20 protein-coding genes and 1 riboswitch are annotated in these 20,647 nt (G+C 38.9%); of the genes, 1 reads left to right on the top strand and 19 read right to left on the bottom strand.

Annotation, left to right across the window (positions count from 1 at the left end):
- Positions 1 to 6 precede the first annotated feature (6 nt).
- The 7 genes from H8692_RS08030 to H8692_RS08000 all read right to left on the bottom strand — a co-directional run bounded on the left by H8692_RS08030 (position 7) and on the right by H8692_RS08000 (position 7,704).
- A complete protein-coding gene (locus H8692_RS08030) occupies positions 7 to 1,695 on the bottom strand; it encodes a Na/Pi cotransporter family protein (protein ID WP_187525409.1) in 1,689 nt (562 codons plus the stop codon).
- A 115-nt stretch (positions 1,696 to 1,810) separates the two neighbouring features.
- Positions 1,811 to 2,287, bottom strand: coding sequence for a 6,7-dimethyl-8-ribityllumazine synthase (gene ribH / locus H8692_RS08025; protein ID WP_177267839.1), 477 nt, complete (start codon positions 2,285 to 2,287; stop codon positions 1,811 to 1,813).
- Positions 2,288 to 2,327: 40 nt separating this feature from the next.
- Positions 2,328 to 3,527 carry a bifunctional 3,4-dihydroxy-2-butanone-4-phosphate synthase/GTP cyclohydrolase II gene (locus H8692_RS08020; protein WP_177267840.1) on the bottom strand — a complete coding sequence of 400 codons (1,200 nt, stop codon included), beginning with the start codon at positions 3,525 to 3,527 and terminating at the stop codon, positions 2,328 to 2,330.
- 21 nt (positions 3,528 to 3,548) lie between these two features.
- On the bottom strand, positions 3,549 to 4,202 hold the full coding sequence (gene ribE / locus H8692_RS08015; protein ID WP_187525408.1) for a riboflavin synthase: 654 nt from the start codon (positions 4,200 to 4,202) through the stop codon (positions 3,549 to 3,551).
- Positions 4,187 to 5,326, bottom strand: a complete 1,140-nt coding sequence (ribD, locus tag H8692_RS08010) for a bifunctional diaminohydroxyphosphoribosylaminopyrimidine deaminase/5-amino-6-(5-phosphoribosylamino)uracil reductase RibD (protein ID WP_243206943.1) — start codon at positions 5,324 to 5,326, stop codon at positions 4,187 to 4,189. The genes ribE and ribD overlap by 16 nt, the downstream gene beginning before the upstream one ends.
- A gap of 212 nt (positions 5,327 to 5,538) precedes the next feature.
- Positions 5,539 to 5,683: riboswitch (FMN riboswitch) on the bottom strand.
- Positions 5,684 to 5,764: 81 nt separating this feature from the next.
- Positions 5,765 to 6,922 (bottom strand): P-loop NTPase family protein, encoded by a 1,158-nt coding sequence (locus tag H8692_RS08005; protein ID WP_187525407.1) that lies wholly within the window; start codon positions 6,920 to 6,922, stop codon positions 5,765 to 5,767.
- A gap of 83 nt (positions 6,923 to 7,005) precedes the next feature.
- Entirely contained in the window at positions 7,006 to 7,704 is a 699-nt protein-coding gene (locus H8692_RS08000) for a ClpP family protease (RefSeq protein ID WP_187525406.1), read from the bottom strand.
- A gap of 54 nt (positions 7,705 to 7,758) precedes the next feature.
- On the opposite strand from H8692_RS08000, the gene H8692_RS07995 reads away from it, so the two are divergent.
- Positions 7,759 to 8,007 carry a YlmC/YmxH family sporulation protein gene (locus tag H8692_RS07995; protein ID WP_177267845.1) on the top strand — a complete coding sequence of 83 codons (249 nt, stop codon included), beginning with the start codon at positions 7,759 to 7,761 and terminating at the stop codon, positions 8,005 to 8,007.
- Positions 8,008 to 8,012: 5 nt separating this feature from the next.
- Here H8692_RS07995 and H8692_RS07990 read toward each other — a convergent pair whose 3' ends face one another.
- The 12 genes from H8692_RS07990 to ppdK all read right to left on the bottom strand — a co-directional run bounded on the left by H8692_RS07990 (position 8,013) and on the right by ppdK (position 20,641).
- Positions 8,013 to 8,951: a metallophosphoesterase gene (locus H8692_RS07990; RefSeq protein WP_187525405.1), complete on the bottom strand. Its 939-nt coding sequence runs from the start codon at positions 8,949 to 8,951 to the stop codon at positions 8,013 to 8,015.
- Positions 8,952 to 9,384: 433 nt separating this feature from the next.
- Positions 9,385 to 9,693, bottom strand: a complete 309-nt coding sequence (locus H8692_RS07985) for a hypothetical protein (RefSeq protein WP_187525404.1) — start codon at positions 9,691 to 9,693, stop codon at positions 9,385 to 9,387.
- A 30-nt stretch (positions 9,694 to 9,723) separates the two neighbouring features.
- A complete protein-coding gene (locus tag H8692_RS07980) occupies positions 9,724 to 11,109 on the bottom strand; it encodes an APC family permease (RefSeq protein ID WP_187525403.1) in 1,386 nt (461 codons plus the stop codon).
- 195 nt (positions 11,110 to 11,304) lie between these two features.
- Entirely contained in the window at positions 11,305 to 11,841 is a 537-nt protein-coding gene (gene rbr / locus H8692_RS07975; protein ID WP_177267849.1) for a rubrerythrin, read from the bottom strand.
- A 76-nt stretch (positions 11,842 to 11,917) separates the two neighbouring features.
- The gene (locus H8692_RS07970; RefSeq protein WP_177267850.1) at positions 11,918 to 12,292 is read right to left on the bottom strand and encodes a Fur family transcriptional regulator; all 375 of its coding nucleotides are present in this window, start codon (positions 12,290 to 12,292) and stop codon (positions 11,918 to 11,920) included.
- Positions 12,293 to 12,456: 164 nt separating this feature from the next.
- Entirely contained in the window at positions 12,457 to 13,692 is a 1,236-nt protein-coding gene (locus H8692_RS07965; protein WP_177267851.1) for an MFS transporter, read from the bottom strand.
- Positions 13,693 to 13,841: 149 nt separating this feature from the next.
- Positions 13,842 to 14,627, bottom strand: a complete 786-nt coding sequence (locus H8692_RS07960; RefSeq protein WP_187525402.1) for an ABC transporter permease subunit — start codon at positions 14,625 to 14,627, stop codon at positions 13,842 to 13,844.
- Positions 14,624 to 15,535: an ABC transporter ATP-binding protein gene (locus H8692_RS07955; protein ID WP_187525401.1), complete on the bottom strand. Its 912-nt coding sequence runs from the start codon at positions 15,533 to 15,535 to the stop codon at positions 14,624 to 14,626. The genes H8692_RS07960 and H8692_RS07955 overlap by 4 nt, the downstream gene beginning before the upstream one ends.
- Before the next feature lies 1 nt (position 15,536).
- Positions 15,537 to 16,655, bottom strand: coding sequence for a helix-turn-helix domain-containing protein (locus H8692_RS07950; RefSeq protein WP_187525400.1), 1,119 nt, complete (start codon positions 16,653 to 16,655; stop codon positions 15,537 to 15,539).
- 106 nt (positions 16,656 to 16,761) lie between these two features.
- On the bottom strand, positions 16,762 to 17,439 hold the full coding sequence (locus H8692_RS07945) for an MmcQ/YjbR family DNA-binding protein (protein WP_187525399.1): 678 nt from the start codon (positions 17,437 to 17,439) through the stop codon (positions 16,762 to 16,764).
- 47 nt (positions 17,440 to 17,486) lie between these two features.
- Entirely contained in the window at positions 17,487 to 17,894 is a 408-nt protein-coding gene (locus tag H8692_RS07940) for a cupin domain-containing protein (protein WP_243206942.1), read from the bottom strand.
- Between the two features lie 125 nt (positions 17,895 to 18,019).
- Positions 18,020 to 20,641, bottom strand: coding sequence for a pyruvate, phosphate dikinase (ppdK, locus tag H8692_RS07935; protein ID WP_177267858.1), 2,622 nt, complete (start codon positions 20,639 to 20,641; stop codon positions 18,020 to 18,022).
- Positions 20,642 to 20,647: the final 6 nt, after the last annotated feature.

Raw genomic sequence — 20,647 nt, 5'->3', positions numbered from 1 at the left:
ATATCGTTATTCTTTTTCACCTATATCTTTGAAATTTATATCTCTCAAAACCGCATTCGCTATATTGTCGCAGCTGTCCCCAATCTTTCTTATATTTGCAATGACATCTGTATATATGACAGAAAATTCAGGTGAACATTTTTTAGTATTTAAACGTTTCATATGCATATGTCTTAATCTCTCTTCAAAGTCCTCCATAGCTTCCTGCTGTTCCTTAACATGTCTTGCAAGTAAAGTATTGCCGGTATTAAGAGCTTCTATAGAATCGCTCACCATCTTGCTTCCGTAATCAAAACACTGGTATATCTCTGCATATGCCGAATCCGAAAATTTATAGCCATAAGTTATCTTATCTATAGCAAATCCCGCAATATCCTTACAGTCATCTCCTATATGCTCCACATCTGATACCACATGCATAAGTCCCGAAATTGTCACCGACTGATGTTCTGTTACCGTTTCCACAGGAAATATAGATGAAAGATATTTTACTACCATATCCCTAAGGTGATTTATTACTTTATCTGTTTCAATGACATTATTTGCAGCCTCAAGATCATTGGCAAGAAACGCCTTTTTTGTGTCTACTATCATTCCCGAAGTTATCTCAGCCATTCTGGAGATTTCCTTGGTTGCCAAGTGTATAGCTGCGAAAGGCTGTTCCAGCACATTATAATCAAGATACACTGTTTCCATAAGAGTTTTTTCTTCATCTGTACCCGGAACAAGTTTTGTAACTACTTTCGCCAGTACATTTATCAGCGGCAGAAAAAGTATAGTCGTTGCCACATTAAAACAGAGATGCGCATTAGCTATCTGCCTCGAAATCACATCTAGCTGATGACCGCTTGGAGATATCATAGTGACAAAATCCGCTATATATGCAGTAAGCCAGATAAATATCAAAGTCCCGACCACATTAAAAATAGTGTGAGAAATCGCAGTACGTTTAGCGTTTACAGTTCCTCCTATAGATGCCAAAAGAGCTGTAGTAGTGGAACCTATATTAGTTCCGAAAAGAATAGGGATTGCACCTGTCAGCCCTATGAGACTTGTAACTCCGTCAGGCCCTGCTGTGCTTGCCAAATTCTGCAGTACCGCAATGGAAGCTGAACTGCTCTGAACTATAGTAGTCATTATAGCGCCTGCAATTATTCCCAAAATAGGAACATCCGCCACCTTCAGCATGAGATTTGAGAAAAATTCACTCTGAGCCAACGGCTCCATTGCAGCCGCCATTATATTAAGCCCTGAAAACAGAATACCAAAAGCAAATATAGCCTGTCCAAAATCTCTTATCTTCTCATACTTAGAAAGGAAAAAGTACATAATAAACCCGACGATTACAAATGCCCACGAATAATCTCCGATCTGAAATGCCACCAGCTGAGCTGTTATACATGTTCCTATATTAGCCCCCATTATTATGCTGATTGCCTGTTTAAGCGTCATAAGTTTTGCTGAAACAAAACCTATAACCATTACTGTCACTGCACCGCTGCTCTGAAGCACGGCTGTAGCTGCCGCACCCGCCAAAACACCGATAAATACATTCTTCGTGAGAAGGGCCAGTATACTCTTCATTTTGTCCCCGGCAGCCTTTTGTAATCCGTCACTCATGAAATTCATTCCATAGATAAATAATGCCAGTCCGCCCAACAGCTGCAATATGATCTTTAATATTTCAGTATTCATTCCTCCACCATTACATATACAAAATCTAACTGCTATAATATTATGTTGCTTTTATTATATTGTTAATTCTATATTAAATAAAGTATCGCAATGTTAAGGTTATGTTAAGGTTATGTTAACTATGTGAAGATGATATTTCTCTGAGAAGATTGACCATTTCTATGGCGCTTTCTGCACAATCAGCACCCTTATTTCCTGCTTTCGTTCCTGCCCTCTCCACAGCCTGCTGTATATTCTCTGTAGTCAAAACACCAAACATAACAGGAACTCCACTGGAAAGCGAAACTTGTGATATTCCCTTGGACACTTCACTGCACACATAATCATAATGAGTCGTATTACCTCTGATTACTGCTCCCAGACATATAACAGCATCATATTTTCCAGTTCCGGTCATTTTTGATGCCGCAAGAGGTATTTCAAAGGCTCCCGGAACCCATGCCACATCAATATCATTATCTTTCACATCATGCCTTTTTAAAGTGTCAAGAGCTCCCGAAAGCAGCTTTGAAGTTATAAACTCATTAAATCGTGCTGCTATTATTCCTACTTTTATTCCTTTTGAAACAAGTTTTCCTTCATATACTTTCATTTCTATTCTCCTTTTCTTTTTTATCAATGAAATATTCCCGTTAATAGTTGAGAATATGCCCCATACGTCTCTGTTTTGTTTTAAGATAAAACAAATCGTTTTCTGTAGCATCCATCTGTATGGGGACTCTTTCAATGATTTCCATACCATAATCAGAAAGCTGATATACCTTATCAGGATTATTAGTAAGAAGTCGCAGCTTCCTTGCTCCCAGATCCTTTAATATCTGTGCTCCTATAAAATACTCTCTCATATCTGCCGGAAAGCCCAGCTTCAGATTGGCATCTAAGGTGTCCATTCCCTTATCCTGTAATTCATATGCTCTAAGCTTATTTATAAGACCAATCCCCCGGCCTTCCTGTCTCATATAAAGGATTATTCCTCGGCCTTCCCGTTCCACCTGAGTCATAGCACTGGCAAGCTGCTGACCGCAGTCACAGCGTGCAGAACCGAATGCATCACCTGTAAGACATTCTGAATGCACACGGCACAAAAGATTTTCACCGCTTCCTATATCTCCCTTAACTAAGGCCATGTGATGTTCTCCGTTAAGTTTATTGACATAACCATATGCCATAAAATCGCCGTATTTTGTCGGCATTTTTACAACAGCTTTTCTTTCTACAAGCTTTTCATATTTTTTTCTGTAATCCTGAAGCATTTTTATAGTTATAAACTTCATATTATATTTTTCGGCAAGCTGAAATAAATCGCTTTTCCTCATCATAGTACCGTCGTCTTTCATGACTTCACAGCAAAGGCCGCATTCTTTCAATCCCGCCAGTCTGAGCAGATCTACAGTTGCCTCAGTATGTCCGTTTCTCTCAAGAACTCCGTTCTTTTTTGATTTAAGAGGAAACATGTGACCGGGCCGTCTGAAATCCTGAGGTTTTGCATTTTCTTTTGTACACGCTCTGGCTGTAAATCCCCGTTCCTGCGCCGATATACCTGTGGAGGTATTTATATGATCTATGGAAACAGTAAATGCAGTTTCATGATTATCAGTATTCTCACTTACCATCTGAGGAATCTGAAGCCTGTGACAAAACTCTTCACTCATAGGCATACATATAAGACCTTTTGCAACACTTGCCATAAAATTAACATTCTCTGTAGTAGCAAACTGAGCTGCGCATACCATATCCCCCTCATTTTCTCTGTCCTCATCATCTGTAACAAGTATTATCTTTCCTTTTCTCAGCTCATCAAGTGCCTCTTGTATCGTATTGAATTTCTCCATAATAACTTTCTCCTTTTCTTTCTAAAACCCATTTTCCATCAAAAATTTTTCTGTAATTTCCCTGTCTTCCTTCATATTAAGTACAGTATTATTAAACATCATTTTTTCCACATATTTTCCTATAGTATCATTTTCGAGATTCACTTTATCCCCTTCTTTTTTTACAGAAAATATGGTATTTTCCACTGTATGAGGTATCACCGAAACAATGAAGCTTTGTCTTTCGCACCGCACTACAGTCAGACTCGCTCCATCTATCGCCACAGATCCTTTCTCAACTATATATCTCATGATTTTTTCCGAAGTCTGTATTGTATACCAAATTGCATTATCATCAAGAGAAATGTCTGTTATTATTCCTGTCCCATCTATATGTCCCGATACTATATGTCCTCCAAACCTTCCTCCGGCTTTAATCGCTCGCTCAAGATTGACGAAACTTCCCGTTTCCAAATCTCCCATAGAGGATCTTTCGATAGTCTCATGCATAACATCCGCCTCAAATTGGCTGTCCGTCAGATCAGTGACTGTAAGGCAAACACCATTTACAGCGATACTGTCCCCCGGTGCCGTATCTTCCAGTATTTTATCGGCAGCAACAGTAAAAACCGCTGACGCTGGCCCCTTTTTTATCTCTTTTATTTTCCCTATCTCCTCTACTATTCCTGTAAACACTTTTTCATGACCTCGCTTTCCAACAGTATATCGTCATTAAAAAACGTTATTTTAGGCGGCGATGCCATAAAAGCCGCCGCCGGCATACTGACTCCTTTGCCGCCTATAGGAGACGGAGCTCTTCCTCCGCCAAATAATTTTGGAGATATATATACCTGTATCTTATTAACTATATCTGCTTCAAGCGCCGCCCAGTTAATAGTGGCTCCTCCCTCCAGCAAAACACTGTCTATATTTATTTCGCCAAGTTTTCTCATAAGTTTTTTAAGATCTATATGCCCGTTCTTTACAGGAATATGAAATATTTCACATCCTGCCTGCTGTATTTTCCGGTATTGTCTTACATCATTGGAAGCTGTAGCTATGATAGTTCTGATTTCTCGAGAAGTTTTTACTATCTGCGAATCTTCAGGAATCCTGAGGTCTGTATCGCATACTATCCTTATGGGATTTCTTCCTCCGGCAATCCTGCAAGTTAAAAGAGGATCATCTTTAAGAACAGTGCCTATTCCCACCATGACAGCACTATACCGGTTTCTGTCACGATGTACCTGTTTTCTCGCTTCTTTACCTGTTACCCACCTTGATTCTCCTGTGCGTACAGCGATCTTTCCATCCATAGTCATAGCATATTTCATTACCACATATGGAAATCCTGTACTTATAAAATTAAAAAACACATAATTCACAGAGTCACATTCCTCTCTCAAAAAATTTTCCGTCACCTTTATTCCATGTTCCTTCAACATTTGTATCCCTTTTCCTGAAACAAGAGGATTAGGATCATAAGACCCTACTATCACATGTTTTATCCCTGCCTGTATTATAGCCTCTGTACATGGCGGCTGCTTTCCCTGATGACAGCATGGCTCAAGAGTTACATACATATCTGCGCCCTCCGGGCATTCACAGCATGAAGAAATAGCTTCCCGTTCTGCATGAAAGCCTCCATATTCCATATGATATCCCTTACCTATCACTTTGCTGTTTTTTACTATCACAGCTCCTACCAGAGGATTGGGGTTTACCTTTCCGCAGCCTTTTTCCGCTAAATTCAGCGCCAGACGCATATATTTTTCATCCTTCATCTTAAATCCTTTCAAAATAAAAACTAATTTTATCATTTCTTTTCAGCATCAGATTTTTCAACGTTCAGCCAATCTCATAAAGCAATATTCACCTCATAAAAAATACCCTGAACATTTTTCAGGGTATTACAAAAAATATAGCCAAATCACTGTTCATGCCATATTTAACAACCAAAATATAAAAAACTCTGAAACAAAAATAGTTTCAGAGCCAATGGTTACACAAATATACGCATAAACTGCGTTTATCATATCTTCTCCCATCCAGACTATACTGTCGGTTTTGGAATCTCACCAAATCCTGATTCAGACAAAATATCTGCTGAATCCTGTGCTTTCACACTCGCGGACTTTACCGCCGATCGGGAATTTCACCCTGCCCTGAAGATAATATTCAATTATGTATAATATATTAGTCCTGTAAAGCATATCTGTCAAGAATTATTTAAAAAAATATTCTATCTGATACATACATCACTTTTCAGGTTCTGTAAGTTTTTCTACAAGTCTTTTAATACTGTTTCCGAATTTTCCGTCCAGAAATATGCGCATGATCTCCCCTTCCTGTAAAAATGTACTGCTTCGGTTTATGCATATGTCTGCATCTATCATGCAATTCTTTTCCCCGGAAATTTTATCTGTATTCGAAATCCCAGTTTTCAGATTTTCTACCTTTATTATTTTATCTATGACCTCTTCTCCACAGCGATATATGAGATGCTGCAGATATTGATTTTCTCTTGCGCCATTTCCCTGTCCTTTAGATACGAGACATATCCTTTCGCACATTTCCATACATGTTATATCAGTTTCAGACAGATTATCGCCCATATCTATTATAATAAAATCATATCGTCCGATATCTATGAGTGATGCCATAAAGACATTGAGCTCCTCATCCGTAATATCTCTTAAAGGATTCCTTCCAGCTGTAGGAGCAAAGGCCTCCACTCCGAAATCATCATGTACAAGATAACCTTCTACAACAGGGTACTCATTATCCCCGATGCCGTCTGATTTTATTACAGAAGACGAATTCTTAAAAAGATGATATAGATATACGCCCACTCCTTTTACTCCGATAGGACTTTCTATAAATTCACCTGTTGATTCTATTTCCTCAAAAGAAAGATACAAAACACGACTACCTCTGAAACGGCACAATTCCTGAGCTGCCGCCATTGCGGTTACAGTGCATCCTGAACCTCCCATCCATGAGGAGAAAACAAGTATACGTACTTTCTGACGCTGTATGTTAACCATACGCCGTCCTATCAAAAAACTGTATATCTCAAACAAAGACGCCGCTATGCACTGAGCCTGACTGTATTTGTAAATACAGAATTTTCCTTCATTAAAATCTTTTACAGACATAACCGGTTTCTCAGACAAAAGTATAATTCTGCCTCCGTAAGATGATTCTGCTTCTGCTCCATCCCATAATATCAAATCTACAGATTCAAGGAAAGATACTTCATCCTTCTCATTACCGTATTCCCTCATCTTTGAGAAAAACTCACTCTTTCCTATCATCTGTATTATCATACCTACACATAGGTGAATCAAAGCTTTACTCAGTGCCCTGCCATACGCTTTGTCATCTGTGACAATCATCAATGAAATATTTTCCATAATTCTCCTTTCAAATTAATGCATTATATGGAAATTAATTCCTTTTAATATAATACATCTTATGGAAAATATTGTCAATAATTTTATTTTTCTTCTATTCTTTTTCTCAGCTCTGCTATCGCCTGAGATACTCCTCCGATTTGATCGATTATACCAGTTTCCACAGCTTCTTTTCCGAAAAGTACAGTTCCCACATCATTAGACATATTGTCATTGCTGTTCATAAGCCGTATTATTTCATCACGTTTGGCTTTTGAATGTTCCTCTATAAAATTGATCACACGTTCTTGCGTTTTTCTCATATAATCAAAAGTAGTCTCTGATGTGATCACTATTCCGGTAGTTCTGATAGGATGCAGCGTCATGGTGGCAGTTTTGGCTATAAATGAATAATCCGTAGCTGTTGCAAGCGGTATGCCTATGCTGTGTCCGCCTCCCAGAACAAGAGATACAGTCGGTTTTGATAAAGTAGATATCATTTCTGCAAGGGCAAGCCCCGCTTCAACATCACCTCCTACAGTATTCAAAACAACCAAAAGACCTTTAAGCTTAGGATTTTCCTCTACAGCTATAAGCTGGGGTATTAGATGTTCATATTTTGTAGCCTTGTTATCAGGCGGAAGAACATTATGCCCCTCTATGCTGCCTATAATATTTATATATTGAACATCGCTTTCAAAATCCGTTCCGGTAGTTAAAAGGCCAAGCTCTGTAATAAGATCTCTCGTACTGTTTTCCTGCTCAGCAGTCTTTTTTTCTTTTTTTTCCTCTTTCACCTTCATAATCTCCTCTTAAACTTAATATCATTAATATTATCTGTATTTAAGGAGTATATTATGCGGTTAAGTGAAATCGGAAATAAAGAAATCGTTGATCTTTCAACGGGATGCAGTCATGGTCAGCTTTGGGATGCCGAAATGATTTTTGACAAAAAAACAGGGAAAATAAAATCAGTGCTTGTCCCGTCTATGGAAAGCACCGGTATTTTCAGAAAAAGCATAGGAGATATGTGTGAACTGCCGTGGAGCAGTATAGTGATAATAGGAGAAGACATGATAATATTCCAGTCTTCTCCTCCATGCTGATATCATTATCTCAAATCAATATCTATAACAGCAATCTCACTGTCGGTACCTACTCTCATAGCCGGTCCCCAGACTCCCACACCGGAAGTAACTATGGAATACATATCACCAACTTTAAGAAGACCATAAGGATTATCCCAGAAAAAATTTATAGTTATATTTCCAGGAAAAATCTGCCCGTCGTGAGTATGTCCGCAAAGATCAAGATCAACTCCCGCCGAGGCTTTTTCCTGAAGCTGGGAGGGCTGATGATCTATGCATATTATAAGTTTTTTCCTGTCAAGATCCTCAGTCAGTTGATCTATAGAAGCTCTTTTCCCGCTGCTGCTGTTTGGTTTGGATGCATCATATCTTCCCAGCAGGATAATATCGCCTGCCACAGTTTCAGATTCATCCTGAAGTATTTTTATCCCTGCCCTTTGAACAAATTCTTCAACTTCCGGAGGTATCTTTGCCTCTTCATCTAAAGATACAGTAAATCCTCCGATCAAAGTCTCTTTTACATCATGATTGCCATAGCATCCATAAACACCATATTTTGAATTTATGCGCGACAATGTTTCTGCAGTTTTTTCTGCATCAGACACTGCATAATAATCATTATCAACTATATCTCCGGCGAATACCACAAGATCTGGTTTCTGCCGGTTTATCAGATCCACCATCTCAGACATCATATCATTTCCCACAGAATAGCCGAGATGAGTATCTGCCACAAGAACAATTCTCATAGAATCACCAGCATGTGATGATTTGTCTATATCGATTTCATAATTATTTACTTTTATATTCTGATAATGAAACACTCCATATAGACTGAAACTTATCACCAGCAAGACTACTGCAGTTCCTCGCATAACAATATACCTGCGATAACCGTCATATCCCTTTCTCATCTTTTTAAAAGCCCATAGAATAAATGTGACAATTTCCGCAGCAGCCACAAAAATTAAAGCGTAAATAAATATTCCTATCCACACATTATTTATATATTTAAAAAAAGCCGTCCATATTGGATCATCGAAAATTACCCATATCCATATGCTATTTAAAAAAAACAGATATAACAAAGTAAATACAATCATAATCCACTTGTTTCCAAAAAAACCGTGGATATTTTTAAGAAGCCTTATAACTCTATGCCATAAGAAAAAATTTACCGCCAAATAAACCGCAGCCAATAATATCAAAAACCACATCTTTTATCCTACCCTCTGCTTTTTCACACTCTCATACCCTCTTTATTCCATATTCATGACTTTTTTCAGGCTGCCTCTGAAAGGAAGCCGACATATCCCTTGTTCTGTTAATATAGCTGTCATCTGTGACATCAAATGTGAAATTATAACATTTTACAGTTTTTGGAGCAACATATTTTCATAAAAACTTTCTTTTATTTCTCCTGTCCAAGCTATATAGGTATACAGTTTCCCTGCATTTACAAGCTCGTAAGAAAGCAGACCTTTCCTTCCACTGTGAAATATCCTTACATATTCGTATATCTTTCTCATGAATTTTCACCGCTTCTTTATTCATGATCTCTACTATGTCTTCTGCTTCGTCAATGTCATCTGAGGATTTGTTTTCAAAAATATCATAAGCCTTCTTCATTACTTTGTCCACTGTCCACGTCAAATTTACAGCAGTAAATCTCGATGATTTCAGATATTCAGCCGGCTTTTTCATTTTCCCTCAGTTTCACCTTTTCCATATATACTACATTTCACGTTTTTGATATCTTGCTCTATTCCCCTTTCTGCTTATTAACACCCCTGCAAACATTACTGCAGCGAAAACTATAAGATAGAACAATACATCTTTTTTATGAGAAACTACCGCCGCGACCATCATAAATATACAGCCGCATATAGAAGCCGCTGGCATCACAAATCTCTTAAACATTCCCCATTTTTTTTCTTTTTTCATTACCATTATGAATATTGGTATATAAAAAGCATATATGGTTATGATCGGCAACTCCGAACTGTCAAAAGAAAAAGGTCCGAACCACTCATTACTGAGATTGGCTCCGTAAAAGTACAAAAGCCATACGCTGCACAGCAGCACTCCTATGACAGCAGAATTAGTCGGCATATTAATAACCGGGTCCACCTGTCGGAATATATCTGGCCGCGGACCTTCATTCCTTACACCCAGAGCATACATCCCGCGTATACAGCCTAACATGAGCCCATTTAATGTTCCGAGACAGGATATAATGATAAACACGAACAAAGCCACTCCTCCGACCTGTGAAAATGCATTAATAAAGGCCAGCCTCGCTCCTGCTTCTCCACCTGCCATCATGATTTTATTTTCTACCGCGCCGGAAAGACCTATATAATAAACGACATACGTCAGCATAACTATAAAAGTTCCTATCACAAGGGCTTTAGGGAGAGTTTTCTTGGAGTCCTTAAGTTCCGAATTTATAGATGTGGCGATTATCCAGCCATCATAGGCAAACGCTGTAGCGCATACAGCGGTAAACAATATGTGTCCCGTACCTCCCAACTCCTTTGCCGGCACTACAACTTGTGTAAAATTCTCTATCATAAGACCGCTGGCAAGTCCTTTTACAGTCCCTATTACGGCCATAAATACAAGAGGAATCATTTTTACAATTGTAGTTGATACCTGAAATCTACCTGCAAGCATAGGAGATAAAGCATTTAAGGCATAACTCGCAATAAGACAGAACCCCGCTACTGCCATACAGGCGCCTCCTTTTATATCCCACCCTATGAGAACACAAATATATTTTGCAGATACCCATGCCAACACAGATGTCATAGCAGGATAATACATGACAGCCAGAAACCACGCTATATAATATCCATACTGGGATCCCAGCATTTCTTCAGCATAATCAACCACACCGTTAACCCTTTCATATTTTGCAGCCAGATTAGCAAATGTATATGCGCATACGATCATAATACTTCCTCCTATGATCCATGCGATTATGCCTATAGGAGTATTGCCTCCTGTACAGTTCAATATTTTTTCAGCTTTAAAAAAAATACCGCTGCCGATTGCGATCCCGACGACCATAGTGATTGCTGTCACCAATCCATAACGTTTTTCAAGTCTGTTTTCCATTTGATTTCTTTCCCAGTATATCTTTTTTCTGTTGACCTTAAAAATACTTTTATAAGTTTACTATATATTTTTCCGGAAAACAATCGACTTTACTCATATCACATAAAAAACAGTTACGGCTTTTTCTTTTATCAAGAATATAAAAAGAACATCCCACACAGGATGTTCTTTTCAAAAAAAACTATATACTTATTCCTAATAGTTTTCAGCATGTACTTCGAAATAGCTCTTAGGATGTCTGCAAGTAGGGCAGATCTCCGGAGCCTTAGTTCCTACTATGATATGTCCGCAATTACGACATTCCCAAACTTTTACTTCACTCTTTTCAAATACTGCTGCTGTTTCTACATTCTTAAGAAGAGCTCTGTAACGTTCTTCATGGTGCTTCTCAACAGCTCCTACAAGACGGAATCTTGCAGCTAATTCAGGGAATCCTTCTTCTTCTGCAGTTTTAGCAAATCCATCATACATATCTGTCCATTCGTAATTTTCACCTTCTGCGGCAGCTTTCAGATTCTGAGCAGTATCGCCGATACCTTCCAGTTCCTTAAACCACATCTTTGCGTGTTCCTTTTCATTTTCTGCCGTCTTGAGGAATAAAGCTGCAATCTGTTCGTAGCCTTCTTTTTTGGCAACAGATGAAAAATATGTATACTTATTCCTTGCCTGTGATTCTCCTGCAAAAGCTTCCATTAAATTCTTTTCTGTCTGTGTTCCTGCATATTTACTCATTACTCCCTCTTTTCTGCGCTGCTTCTGGCTTGTCTCGTAATGCGCATAACAGCGCTGATAAACGCATTACACCGGCTCAATGCTCTGGTGATGATTTCCCTCGGCACTTTTCACAAAGATAATGGATATTAAGATCATACGATACAATAGGCATTCCTATATCACGTTCTAATCTATTGGATAAATCATCCAGATGAATATCTGACAGCTTACCACATTTATCACAGATCAGATGATCGTGACGTGTAGGCTTATCGTAACGATCGGGACTGCCGTCAAGAGTTACACGCCTTATCAGTTTCTTATCAACAAGTCTTTTCAGATTGTTATATACTGTAGCCAGTACAATCTTAGGCGCCTTCTCCTTTGCCTGTATAAAGATCTGTTCAGCAGTCAGATGTTCCGCAGATTCATAAATGATCTCCATTATCATCTTTCCGTTTTTGGTCATGTCATCGCCTCTTTTAGAATTATTCTATTTTTAATTATATGCTTTTTACCTTTTTTGTCAACATGTTTTTCAAAAAATATTAGCATAATTTGCCTTTGTATATTAGAAAAAATTCCTTAATATATACAATACAGTTGATTCAGCCCTTTTATAAGGATCAAAAGTTATCTCTTTAATCGGCCAAACAGCCGCTCAGCCATTATTTTCTTTTTTACAATTATAATCCATATCAGTAAAGCCGCTGACATACAGCCTATACATATGACTGACAAAGCTGTAATATAACTGCTCCAACTTAGAGTTGCAAGTGATGCACCCACAGTACCTACGATGTTAAGTATGAAATTAATCATAGCGCTGGCAGCTCCTGCAACGCGGGAATACTGTTCCAGCAAAACGACCATTCCCAACGCACGTATCATTCCTTCAGCTACGATAAACGGCAACGTCGATAAGAGGAACAATATAGGGGCGCGGCCGCCTATCGCCACCAGCAGTATACCTGACATCAATATAAGCCCCAAGCATACTTCACAGGCTCTGCCGGTAGAAAACCGCTTCGTTATTACCATGTAAAGAAATGGTGATATACAGGAAACTCCCGCTCCCAGAGCATATAAAACACCATACTGCATATTGGAAACACCAAAATCAGTAATATAAATATACGAGCAAACTGAAATATATGCCCACATAGGAATGGTAAGTATCGCCATAACTGCGGCAAACATGGCAAAAGGTTTATCTTTAGCTGTGTTCAGTGTTTCTTTGATGGCCGTCAGCGTGCTGTCAGAAACTCTATGTTCTTTAGGCCATGTTTCTCTGGACATCAAAATAAAAACAGAAGGTATCACCGAAACCACGGCTATGAATACAAACATCCATCTCCAGCTGAGACAGCTTATAATTAAAGAACCCACAGAAGGCGCCAGAATAGGACCTATAATAGCTGCTGACTGTAAAACCGTCATCACGCTTTTAAACTTACTTCCGGAGAAAGTATCTTTTATCATTGCAGTTGTCACCGTCAGAATAATACCGTTACCCATACCGGCAAGACCTCTTACTACAATGAGAAACTCAACACTGCCTGCAAAAGTACACAAAAACGTAAAAACAAAACTTAATGTAATTCCCACTGAAAAAACAGGCTTTCTTCCATATTTATCGCTGAAGGGACCTCCGATCAGAGTACCTACAGCAGTAGTAATTATCCCTATAGTCAGTGTTAAATTCAAATAACTCGCCGATACATCAAAAACCTCTTTCAATATAGGCAGCGCCGGAAGATAAATATCTAAAGCCATCCATACTACCGCCGTTAAAATCATAATAGAAACAGAAAACAGCCTTACCCCAAGCTTAGGCTGCTCCATTATTACATCGTTTTTCTTTTTCATATTACCTCCATGATGTATTTCTTTTATTTCTACATTTTTAGTATAACATAAATTTATGATTTTGAAATCCATTGAAAAGGCAAGATATTTCACAAAAACCTTCCGAAAATTTTTATTTTTCAGAAGATTTGCAATCTCATCACATAACTTTATTTCAAAAGCATTTCATATGTGAAACGTCCCATACATTTTTTAAGAAGCAGCCATGCCAGAAGAGCACATACTGCTCCAATCCCTAAAAGAATCCATTTATTAAGAAGCAATACCCCTGTAAACTGTCCTGCAATCAGTAGAATAAGGGGGATGATAAGAAATACGGCACTTTGCTGTGACTCTTCCACACTCTGAGCCTTAGCAGATACACGAACTATCAGCGTCACCGCAATCAATGAAACAGCCGGAGAAACGATAAGAAGAATGATCAGCCAGTTTACACTGGGCAAAAGTAAATTTCCCATAAGAAAAAATGTCTCAAACTCAAGCACCAATATCATAGCTAAAAATGAAATCAAAGATACTGTCATGCTCAGTATAAATGATGCCGCAACCTTTGAACGAAAAATCTGCTTTACAGACATAGGACAATAAAGAAGCGTCTCCAGAGTATGTTTCTCTTTTTCTCCTACAAAAGAGCTGGCAGCCATAATGGAAGCTGTCATTATGGGGATTATCAAAAAGAAAACTGGAAGAATAAAGTTTAGAATCATTCCGGCAACCGTAAGTTCCAAACTGCCATATTGAGCCGACTGAGGCAGCAACTCCAAAAGTTTCTGTATATCAGGATCATTTGGATTAAAATAGATCAGAAATACAAACACAGAAGGCAGAATTATAGTAAGTACAAGAGGAACAACTAAAAGCCCCGTAAACAAATGTTTGTTAGTTGTAACACCGCGAAAATCTTTCTTGATGAGAGCCATCATAGAATCTCTCATAATATCTCCTCCTCTCTTGTCGTAAGAGCAAAATAAATATCCTCCAGCGAGGGCCTTTGAGCCGTAACAGAATAAATATCTCCTCCTCCCTCAACAATATTGCGAACAATTTTCGGAATTTCATCATCAGACCGTATAACTGTTTCATATTGATGCGTTCCTATTTCTTGGAGTGATGTTCCTTTTGGCACATTATCAGCATATATTTTTACTGCGGCACCGGGCTTCACCTTTTTCCGCAGTTGATCTAATGTTCCTTCAGCAAGCAATTTTCCCTCCTCGATCAAGCCATATTTGGTGCAGATCTCTTGAGCATACCGAAGCTGATGCGTACATAAGAAAATAGTAACTCCTTCCTGCTTCGCCATATTCCGAATCAGTCTGTTAACATTTTGAGCGCTTTCAGGATCAAGTCCCGAAGTCGGCTCATCTAAAAAAAGTACCTGAGGTCTATGGATCAGAGCCCTTGCCATGGAAAGTCTCTGTCTCATGCCGGTTGAATAAGTAGACAACCTCATGTTACCTGCTTCCTCCAGATTCAGCTGTTCCAGTAAAACTTCCGCACGCTTTAGAGAATCAGTTTTACAGACTCCATAAATAGAAGCGAAAAAAATCAGATTCTGCATACCGGTGAGATTATCATACATCTGAGCATGTTCTGTTACTACACCTGACAAAGCATGAACTTTTTCCGGCTTTTCCGCAGGATCAAATCCCATGACACTGCAATTTCCTTCTGAAGGAACAAGCATACCATTCAGCAATTTTACTGTTGTTGTTTTTCCTGCACCATTAGGTCCAAGAAAACCAAATACTTCGCCCCGTTCTAAAGACAGAGAGATCTGTTTAACCGCCTGCTTTCCTCCTGAATAAGTTTTTGAAAGATTTTGTAAAGTTATTGCCTTCATATCATTTCTTCCTTTCACTATCTTTTAATCGTGAAACCATTTCCTGAAAACGAGAATCTGTCCTCAGGCTTTTAAATGCCGGATTTGCTGTGAGAGCCTGTGTCATGCTCCGACGAATCACAGATTCATCTCTGGGCGGATAATTTCCCAGATTCGAAACCTCCCCAAGCCACTCATCAATCATATTAAAAAATATATCGCCATGCAGCCTCAAAGGATAAATATCTCCTGTTGCCAGATCAGTATATTTTTCTAAAAAAAGAAAAGCTCTATCTGATTTTCCCCGGACTGCCCAGCCCTGTGCCATCGCAAGATAACATGGAAGAACTATACCGGGATGTAATTTATCTAAATTAAAAACATCTGAAATTGCCTGAAATCGTTTGCATATCCCGTCAAATATCCCATCATCACTCTGAGACATGTTCATATAAGAAGAAAACAAATTACAAAGAGAAACTATATTCTTATAAATTCCAATCTGCAATATTTTTCCGGATTCCGTAAGATTACCCGTCATCTGATATGCCGCTGCCATCAGCGGTTCATTGCTTCCAAACCCATCCTCACCTTTATCCATAATCTCCAATGCTTTTTCAGGACATTTAAGAGCCAGCCAGCAATATGCTTCCATTTGAAGAACCTTTTTGCCAAGGCCGGGATCATCTGTTCCATTTTTCACATGCTGAAAAAATCCTCTTGCTTCTTCCAGAGCCCTCCGAGACTTCTCAATAGTCTCAGCAAGCATAAAATGATTAACCAGCAGAATACCAATATGAAACAAAAACAGATAACAAGAATAATATTTTCTTGCCATCCGGAGGCAATGTTCCAAAACTTCATCAAAGGGTAAATCAGAAAATTCCTTAGTAAATCTGCAATACCATTCTCTGATTTCTTCCTTTGTCATTTGCGGTCTATAGCCCATAAGCTCATCAATACTTATATCAAAATACGCTGCTAAGCGCGGCAGCAAAGCAATATCAGGATATGTCATTTGCGTTTCCCATTTTGAAACCGCAGCCTTAGAAACACCTATATATTCAGCAAGCTCCTCTTGCGTAATCCCCTTTTTATGACGATTCTCAATCAAAATACGTCCAATATTAATCTCTTTCACTATCCTTACCTCTTTCATACATAATAACAGGTCAGAAATCTGAGAACAATGGAGTCTTTTTTGACTTATTTTATAAAAATCAACCACCAGTAAACCATATACACTGCTATTTATCACCAACACATTCAAAACTGGACGAAATCAGAGAAAAAATGATATCATCCGAAATACTTTCATCTAAAAATACAGTGAACCAATGTTTTTTGTTCATATGATAAGCTGGATAAAACCCTTTTTCATCCAGCAAACATTTCACATAATGAGGATCTGCCTTCAAATCTATTATCTCAGCATTCTCATGTTTTGAGAAACCTAACTTGGCTTTATCTACTGTCATAATAAGAGCAAACCACTTATCGTTATCATATCTTCTGAAAACAGCATAATCAGGATACCTATCCCATAAAAACTCAGGCTCCGTTTCATGCTTTGACCTGATAAAATCAAGAATTCTCTTTGTCTGTTCTCCTTTGAACATTTCAGTATCAAAACACTTTTGTGATATTTCCAGCAAAAACTTCTCGCAAGCCTCGCGTATCTTTCCGATAAAGCTGCCTTCTGCACTTTTTACACTGACCGGAATATACTCTTCCCGTTCTTCTGTATCTACTACTTTATACTGTACAGACCCATCAGCATATATTGTAATAATCATATTAAATTTATTCCCTATAATAGGTATTTCTTTAATAAATCCAAAATTCGTTTTTTTAAAACCATAATCCAATAGCTTTAATTCATTTATCACCTTGTATTTAAAAATATCATTTATATCGATTATCATCTATTTCATCTTCCTTTTCGCAATATCAGATATAATAAAATCCAAAATTATCGTTCTGTTACCACTGTGAGAAGAACTAAATCCTCGCTTCCTGTATTCATAATACTGTGCTGAGAACCCTTTTTACATATGTGACACGATCCTGCTGTTAAAACCTCATCATTTCCGTCACAAGTTGCAAGCCCTGTGCCGGAAATAACATAATTGATATCATCGCTTGTCTTATGTATATGCAGACCTATAGATCCTCCGGGATGGATACAGCAAAAAATTATCTTCCCCTGTTGATCAGCAAACATTTTAGCAGTTATTTCTCCGTCTCCGCCATTCATTCCTGTGATAGTTCTTCCAGCCATTTCATTAAATTCTATAAGCATATCTATTCTCCCTTTTTTATTTTTCCTGATAATATTCAGTTGAAAATGTTGATTGATCTCTTCGTCATTATACTTCATATGTTGCAACATTTCTATATATTATCTCCGCTTCAATGTATATCTGTAAATATAACATTTGCCGCACAAAAAAAGCGTACCGCCATTTCTAATGGTACGCTTTTGATCTTTTAAATTATTTGAATCTATTTCTGTGCAATAGCTGCCTGTGCTGCCGCAAGTCTTGCAATAGGAACTCTGAACGGCGAGCATGATACATAATGAAGACCTATTTCATTACAGAATGCTATAGACTTAGGATCTCCTCCGTGTTCTCCGCATATTCCCAGCTTAATATTAGGTCTCGTTTGCTTTCCGAGATCCACAGCCATTCTTACCAATTTGCCTACACCTACTTGATCTATACTCTGGAACGGATCTTCTTCAAAGATACCCTTGTCTATATATTCCTTGATGATATTACCTGTATCATCTCTTGAGAATCCAAACGTCATTTGAGTGAGATCGTTCGTTCCAAAAGAGAAGAATTCCGCTTCCTGCGCTATCTCATCAGCAGTGAGAGCTGCTCTTGGTATCTCAATCATTGTACCTACCAGATAGTCAAATTTCACGCCTTCCGCTTCCATCACAGATTCTACGGTTTTGACAACTGTAGCCTTGACATCAGCCAGCTCTGACTTAAGGCCAATCAGTGGTATCATAATCTCAGGAACTATATCCAGACCCTTTTCCGCTCTGACTTCTATAGCAGCCCTTATGATAGCTTCTGCCTGCATCTCAGCAATCTCTGGATATGTTACTGCAAGTCTGCAGCCTCTATGCCCAAGCATAGGGTTGAATTCATGAAGTTCTTCTGCCTTTTTTGCCAATTTTTCATATGAAACATTTATCTGCTTTGCCAAATCATGAAGTTCTTCGTCTGTATGAGGAATAAACTCATGAAGCGGCGGATCCAACAGTCTTATAGTCACAGGTCTGTCACCCATAGCTTCGTATATTCCCTTGAAATCACCTTTCTGATACGGAAGGAGGAATTTAAGCGCTTCTCTTCTCTCTGCTTCTGTGTCAGCCATAATCATCCTTCTGATGGCAGGTATTCTCTCTTCTTCAAAGAACATATGCTCTGTTCTGCACAGACCTATACCCTCTGCACCAAACTCCACAGCCTGCTTAGCATCTCTCGGATTGTCGGCATTTGTTCTGATCTTCAGCGTTCTTATCTCATCAGCCCATGACATGATTTTCCCAAAATCTCCAGAAAGTTCAGGTGGAACAGTCTTTATCTGCCCTTTAAGCACATCGCCTGCACTTCCGTTAAGTGATATGTAATCTCCTTCAACAAATGTATACTCACCGATTCCCAGTTTCTTATTATCTTCATCAACCTTAATCTCTGAGCATCCTGACACGCAGCACTTACCCATTCCCCTGGCAACTACCGCAGCATGAGATGTCATTCCGCCTCTTGCTGTAAGTATACCTTCTGCAGCAACCATACCTGCAAGATCTTCAGGTGATGTTTCAAGTCTTACCAATATTACCTTCTCGCCATTGGCTGCAGCTGCTTCTGCATCTGATGCATTGAAGTAAATCTTACCTGTAGCCGCTCCCGGAGATGCCGGAAGTCCCTTTGCAAGTTTTTCCGCCTTAGCCAGCTCTGCTTCATCAAACATAGGGTGCAAGAGCTGATCTATCTGTGCAGGTTCTATTCTCATAATGGCAGTTTCCTTATCTATAAGGCCTTCTGCCTCCATATCAACTGCTATTTTTACAGCCGCAGGAGCTGTCCTCTTCCCGTTTCTTGTCTGAAGCATGTAGAGTTTTTCCCTCTCAACGGTAAACTCCATATCCTGCATATCTTTATAGTGGTTTTCAAGGAGTTCTGCAATCCTCACAAATTCTTTGTATACTTCAGGGAACGCCTGCGCCATTTCAGCGATCGGCTGAGGTGTTCTGATACCCGCAACAACATCTTCTCCCTGAGCGTTAACCAGAAATTCTCCAAACAGCGCCTTCTCACCGTTAGCAGCATTTCTTGTAAATGCAACACCTGTTCCGGACGTATCGCCCATATTTCCGAACACCATAGACTGTACATTTACTGCGGTACCGATGCTGTCAGGTATTTCATTGAGTTTTCTGTAAAGTATAGCTCTGTCGTTGTTCCATGATCTGAATACTGCCATTATGGCTTCCATCAGCTGATCTTTAGGCTGCTGCGGGAAGTCTCTCCCCATTTCTTCTTTAACAAGAGCCTTATACCCTGATATGATATCCTTAAGATCATCTGTTGTAAGATCTACATCAAACTCACATCCTCTTTCTTCCTTCTTTCCGTCGAATATAGCATCAAACTTTCTTTTGTCGATTTCCATAACTACATCGCCGAACATCTGAATAAATCTTCTGTAGCTGTCATATGCGAAACGAGGGTTTTCAGTAAGTGTTGCCAACCCTTCTACTGTCTCATCATTTAAACCCAGGTTCAAAATAGTATCCATCATTCCAGGCATTGATATCTTAGCTCCGGAACGAACTGAAACCAGCAGCGGATTGCCTACATCGCCGAACTTCTTGCCTGTCACGTTTTCAAGCTCTTCCAGCTTTTCGAAAATGGATTCTACGATATCATCTCCGATAGTCTTTCCTTCTTCATAATATCTGTTGCATGCTTCAGTAGTTACTGTGAATCCGAAAGGTACAGGCAGGCCGATCTTCGTCATCTCTGCCAGATTTGCGCCCTTTCCGCCCAACAAGTCCTTCATGTCCTTTGAGCCTTCATTAAATGAATAAACAAATTTTTTCATTTTTCC

Source organism: Lentihominibacter hominis (assembly GCF_014385065.1).
Lineage (GTDB): Bacteria > Bacillota > Clostridia > Peptostreptococcales > Anaerovoracaceae > Lentihominibacter > Lentihominibacter hominis.
The sequence above is the reverse complement of the archived record's forward strand: the minus strand, read 5'-3'. Positions and strand labels throughout refer to the sequence as shown.

What these genes read in the sequence shown, in the direction of transcription:
- H8692_RS07970 (WP_177267850.1), bottom strand. Translation starts at nt 12,292, where the DNA reads ATGACCAAAAACGGAAAGATGATAATGGAGATCATTTATGAATCTGCG.
- ppdK (WP_177267858.1), bottom strand. Translation starts at nt 20,641, where the DNA reads ATGAAAAAATTTGTTTATTCATTTAATGAAGGCTCAAAGGACATGAAG.
- H8692_RS07960 (WP_187525402.1), bottom strand. Translation starts at nt 14,627, where the DNA reads ATGAGAGATTCTATGATGGCTCTCATCAAGAAAGATTTTCGCGGTGTT.
- H8692_RS07980 (WP_187525403.1), bottom strand. Translation starts at nt 11,109, where the DNA reads ATGGAAAACAGACTTGAAAAACGTTATGGATTGGTGACAGCAATCACT.
- ribD (WP_243206943.1), bottom strand. Translation starts at nt 5,326, where the DNA reads ATGATAAAATTAGTTTTTATTTTGAAAGGATTTAAGATGAAGGATGAA.
- H8692_RS07995 (WP_177267845.1), top strand. Translation starts at nt 7,759, where the DNA reads ATGCGGTTAAGTGAAATCGGAAATAAAGAAATCGTTGATCTTTCAACG.
- H8692_RS07940 (WP_243206942.1), bottom strand. Translation starts at nt 17,894, where the DNA reads ATGAAGTATAATGACGAAGAGATCAATCAACATTTTCAACTGAATATT.
- H8692_RS07945 (WP_187525399.1), bottom strand. Translation starts at nt 17,439, where the DNA reads ATGATAATCGATATAAATGATATTTTTAAATACAAGGTGATAAATGAA.
- H8692_RS08030 (WP_187525409.1), bottom strand. Translation starts at nt 1,695, where the DNA reads ATGAATACTGAAATATTAAAGATCATATTGCAGCTGTTGGGCGGACTG.
- rbr (WP_177267849.1), bottom strand. Translation starts at nt 11,841, where the DNA reads ATGAGTAAATATGCAGGAACACAGACAGAAAAGAATTTAATGGAAGCT.
- H8692_RS08000 (WP_187525406.1), bottom strand. Translation starts at nt 7,704, where the DNA reads ATGAAGGTGAAAGAGGAAAAAAAAGAAAAAAAGACTGCTGAGCAGGAA.
- H8692_RS07955 (WP_187525401.1), bottom strand. Translation starts at nt 15,535, where the DNA reads ATGAAGGCAATAACTTTACAAAATCTTTCAAAAACTTATTCAGGAGGA.
- H8692_RS08020 (WP_177267840.1), bottom strand. Translation starts at nt 3,527, where the DNA reads ATGGAGAAATTCAATACGATACAAGAGGCACTTGATGAGCTGAGAAAA.
- H8692_RS07965 (WP_177267851.1), bottom strand. Translation starts at nt 13,692, where the DNA reads ATGAAAAAGAAAAACGATGTAATAATGGAGCAGCCTAAGCTTGGGGTA.
- H8692_RS07985 (WP_187525404.1), bottom strand. Translation starts at nt 9,693, where the DNA reads ATGAAAAAGCCGGCTGAATATCTGAAATCATCGAGATTTACTGCTGTA.
- H8692_RS08005 (WP_187525407.1), bottom strand. Translation starts at nt 6,922, where the DNA reads ATGGAAAATATTTCATTGATGATTGTCACAGATGACAAAGCGTATGGC.
- ribH (WP_177267839.1), bottom strand. Translation starts at nt 2,287, where the DNA reads ATGAAAGTATATGAAGGAAAACTTGTTTCAAAAGGAATAAAAGTAGGA.